At 58.9% G+C, this 3,878-nt stretch carries 4 protein-coding genes; 3 read left to right on the top strand and 1 reads right to left on the bottom strand.

Annotated elements, in window-relative coordinates; genetic code table 11:
* A partial coding sequence (locus AX725_RS05560; RefSeq protein ID WP_156458488.1) for a TonB-dependent receptor occupies positions 1-1,196 on the top strand: 1,196 nt, incomplete at its 5' end.
* A gap of 272 nt (positions 1,197-1,468) precedes the next feature.
* Here AX725_RS05560 and AX725_RS05555 read toward each other — a convergent pair.
* Positions 1,469-2,002, bottom strand: a complete 534-nt coding sequence (locus tag AX725_RS05555) for a DNA-binding protein (protein WP_196490343.1) — start codon at positions 2,000-2,002, stop codon at positions 1,469-1,471.
* A gap of 242 nt (positions 2,003-2,244) precedes the next feature.
* Here AX725_RS05555 and AX725_RS05550 point away from each other — a divergent pair, with 242 nt between their 5' ends.
* Together AX725_RS05550 and AX725_RS05540 are read left to right on the top strand one after the other, a co-directional pair.
* On the top strand, positions 2,245-3,129 hold the full coding sequence (locus AX725_RS05550; RefSeq protein WP_066114576.1) for a 3'-5' exonuclease: 885 nt from the start codon (positions 2,245-2,247) through the stop codon (positions 3,127-3,129).
* A 113-nt stretch (positions 3,130-3,242) separates the two neighbouring features.
* Complete coding sequence (locus AX725_RS05540) at positions 3,243-3,782, top strand: hypothetical protein (protein WP_066114574.1); 540 nt, start codon at positions 3,243-3,245, stop codon at positions 3,780-3,782.
* Positions 3,783-3,878: the final 96 nt, after the last annotated feature.

The following is a 3,878-nucleotide window of genomic DNA, read 5'->3' as shown; positions in this document are numbered from 1 at the left end:
TGAACGGCGACATCACGGTCAGCAGCTCGTTCATCCCGCGCACCGACAATAACGAAGCGGCCACCATCGGCGCACGCGCAAAGCTGAGCGGCGGCGGTATCACGCACGAATTCAATTTCGGCGGGTCGATGAACTGGCTAGTCAACCGCAACGCCTTTCAGTTCTTCAACATATCTGTGCAGCGCAACAATCTCTACGCACCGGTGGAAGTCACGCCCTCGACCCAGGTGACCTTTGTCGGTGGCAATCTGGACGATCCCTTCCCGATCTCGCGCACCCGGCTGGTGAGTGCCTTCTTCTCCGACACGATCGGCTTCTGGGATGATCGCATTCTCTTCACCGCGGGTCTCCGGCTGCAGGTGATCAATGCCAAATCCTATTCCAACGCCACAGGCGCGCTGGTCAGCGAATATGACGAGGACAAGGTGACACCCGTCTTCGGGCTGGTGATCAAGCCGACCGAAAACCTCTCGCTCTACGCCAACCGCATCGAGGGGCTGGTCCAGGGCGCTGTGGCGCCGCTGACCGGTGCGAATCCCTCGGGCGGCGCGGCTCTCCCGGTCAGCAATGCGGGCGAAATCCTCCCGCCGTTCGTCTCCGAACAATATGAAGTCGGCGGAAAGCTCAGGCTTGGCGCGATCGACCTGTCACTGGCGCTGTTCCAGATCGACCGTGAAACATCCATCCTGCGGCGCGATCCAAACAATGCCGGTGCGCTGGAATTCGGCCCGTTCGGCATCCAGCGGCATCGCGGCATCGAATTCACCGTCGCGGGCGAACTGACCGAGGGGCTGCGTCTGATCGGCGGCGGATCGGTGATCGACGCCAAGCTGCGCCGGACCCAAAATGGCGTCAGCGATGGCGCACAGGCGGTGGGCGTGCCCGAATATACGCTCAACGCCAATGTCGAATGGGATGTGCCCTTCATCCCCGCACTGACCCTGACCGGCCGTGTGGTGCTTACTGGCGAACAGGCAGCCAATATCGGCAATACCCTGTTCCTGCAGGATTGGACCCGTGTCGATCTGGGCGCGCGCTATGTAACGGTGCTCAAAGGCAAGCCGCTGACCTTCCGCTTCAATGTGGATAACATTGCCGATGCCGATTATTGGGCCTCGGCCTTCGACAGCTTCCGGCCCGACCTGCAACTGGGTGCCCCGCGCACCTTCAAGGCATCTCTAACCTACGACTTTTAGGCCGTAGGTAGAGAATGTGATCTATTGAGGTGATGGCGGAAGGCTCCGTCACCCTTCGACCCAGTTTTCGTCGCCCCGTCGCACTGATTGGGCGAACGATGAAAGTCGCCTTTTGAAGAGAGCTGCCTTTTGACATGCCAAAATCGAACGTCTGGTATGTCCCAAGAAACGCTATTCCGCTCCCGGCAGCATCCGCCGATACGTCAAGGCTTCGCTGTCGAATATCCCAACGGGTTGCAACTGTCCGTCATCGCGGCATCAGTTCGTGTACCTCATTTCGCCACAGCGTCCTGCGTCAATTCCGGTGCCGCTGGCGCAAAACGGGACAACGCCTCCTGGAGCGCCTTTACCTCGCCCCTCAGCGCAGATGCTTGAGCCCGCTCACCCTCCAGCTTTTCATAGAATCGCTTCTTTGCCTCCTTCGCTTCGACAAGCTCTTCCTCAAGCGTGGAGTTTAGCTCAATCACAGAATGAAGCTCGGCCTTCACAGCCTCCAGCTCGATAAGCTTGGCCTCGAGGACTGCGCGCTCCTCGTTACGGACACGGTTCGCAGCTTCCTGAACCTTGTTGGTAATCACCATCAGAATGGCGGCCAGATCGTCATCGTTGAAGTTCGCCGGGATGACCGCCTTCGTTGCGTGGACCCTCCACTGGCGGAGGTGATTGACGATGGTTGTCAGGCTACCGGTTTTGGTCTCTTCGCGAATCATGATGGCTGAAATTTGGTCAGCCTTGACGCCTGCCGCCACGAGTCTGTCAGCGACGGCCGCAACTGTATCGTACTGTATTCCTCGCGCTTGGCTCATTACCCCGGCTCCACCGTATTCATACGTATACATATGGATACGTATGCCGTTTCAATACAATGCTGCAGGCTGCCAGCTTTGCGTTAAGAAGCTGTCAACAATAGCAATTTTGGCGATTTAGGCTACGGTTCAAGCGCCTTTTGACGCCGCCTTCTCTGACAGAATACCGGGCAGTTTTGGCCCTTTTGATCGAATTTGTGATGGGAAAACGGTTTTTCTCAGGTTCGGTCAGAAGGACTACAATGACCAATATACCGAATACCGCTCCGCCGGAAGCCTACGGCAAGGACAGTGATGAATGGAGCATCCGCGTGCTCCTGCCTGCCGCGCGTCTGGAACACTTCATCGTCCGCAAACAGGCAGTAGAGCCACTATCAACAATCGCGGTGATCGACACTGAAACAACCGGTACAGACCCGGCGCGAGACCAGATCATCGATCTGGGTTACGTGATCCTGACGGTTGATGCTGTCGGCGACATAATCGACGTTGTCGCTGCACGGCAGGCGCTTTGCGATCCGGGCATGCCGATCCCCAGCCGCGTTCGCCTGCTCACCGGGCTTACCGACGCTGACGTACGCGGCAAGTCGATTGATCTTGACCTCGTCGAACAGGATTTTGGACAGGTTGACGTCTTTATCGCGCACAACGCTGCCTTTGACCTGTCTTTTCTACGCCACCTGCTTCCCTGTACCGCAGGGTCCGCCTGGGCCTGCTCGTTGTCCGATTTTGACTGGCTGGCCGATGCGCAGCTCGACGGCCGCGCATTGGGACATCTGCTGAATCAGATCGGCTTCTACAATTCGGGGCACCGCGCGCTCGCGGATGTGATCAGCTTGATCCATTTGCTGGCTTATCCGCTGCCAACGGGTCAACCGGTGCTCGGTGCATTGCTCGCCAACGCTGCCAGGCAGACTTTTCGGGTCGACGCGACCCGCGCTCCCTTTGATGCGCGGTCGATGTTGAAGGCTCGCGGCTACAGGTGGGATGCACTGCAAAAGGTTTGGTGCATCGAAGTCTCGGAGCAGAATCTTGACGCAGAGATTCTGTGGATCGAGCGCCATGTCACGCCATTTGGTCCGGCACCCAGGGTAACCCCAATCACCTGGCACCAGCGGCATCGCTGAAGCTGTGGCCGTGCCGCACGGCGGCATGGCCAACCCCTGAAGGATCAAAAATGAGTGAGCGTCCTATGTGAAGGGAAAAGCTCATCAAACTTAAAAAAGGAAACGAAAATACCATGATTAAACCCAACCAGCGTCAGCAGAACCAGCTTCATGCTCTCCGTCAGGCCCTGGGCCTGCCGCCCTACCGGCCTGTCAACGATGCCATCGCGTTCAGCCTCGGCGCTCCGATGGATGTTGCATACTCCATCGAACTCGCGCATTTTGCTGCGGAACGACAGAAGGACTGCATCCACATGGCATTCGCCCAGGCGGGGGCGAAGCGAGCCAGCAATTTCTCGGTCGTCTTTCGCGAGATCGGCAACGTGGATATCATCCGCAGCTGCGTGCCTTATGCCGAGTCCGACGATGCACCGGTCAGGCTCGTGAGCACCAGCGGGCAGGGGCAATTCATGGTCGATACGAGGGGAAGCCTTCAGCGCATCGCCGGCCTTCCGGATGCGCTTGGCGCGGGTCATAAGCGCGCACTGCGCCGCATCCGCCAGATCGCCGCACGTATGGGCGACGCTGGGGTGCCCGGGAGCATGGCGATGGACACGGACGCCGCGTTGCTGGCCGAGTCTGGCCCCCGCGAACCGGTGATCTGCATCCGCTGAGATCCGAACCGGGGCGCGGCCCCTCAACGCAGCAACACACAGTTAGCGTCCGCGCTCGTGGTGTAATTTCTGGTGTAGATTGAGGTGATCGCGCGG

This window comes from Blastomonas sp. CCH9-A1, from assembly GCF_001557175.1.
In the GTDB taxonomy this organism is placed as follows: domain Bacteria; phylum Pseudomonadota; class Alphaproteobacteria; order Sphingomonadales; family Sphingomonadaceae; genus Blastomonas; species Blastomonas delafieldii_A.
This window is presented reverse-complemented; position numbering and strand designations above follow the sequence as displayed.

What these genes read in the sequence shown, in the direction of transcription:
- AX725_RS05555 (WP_196490343.1), bottom strand. Translation starts at nt 2,002, where the DNA reads ATGAGCCAAGCGCGAGGAATACAGTACGATACAGTTGCGGCCGTCGCT.
- AX725_RS05550 (WP_066114576.1), top strand. Translation starts at nt 2,245, where the DNA reads ATGACCAATATACCGAATACCGCTCCGCCGGAAGCCTACGGCAAGGAC.
- AX725_RS05540 (WP_066114574.1), top strand. Translation starts at nt 3,243, where the DNA reads ATGATTAAACCCAACCAGCGTCAGCAGAACCAGCTTCATGCTCTCCGT.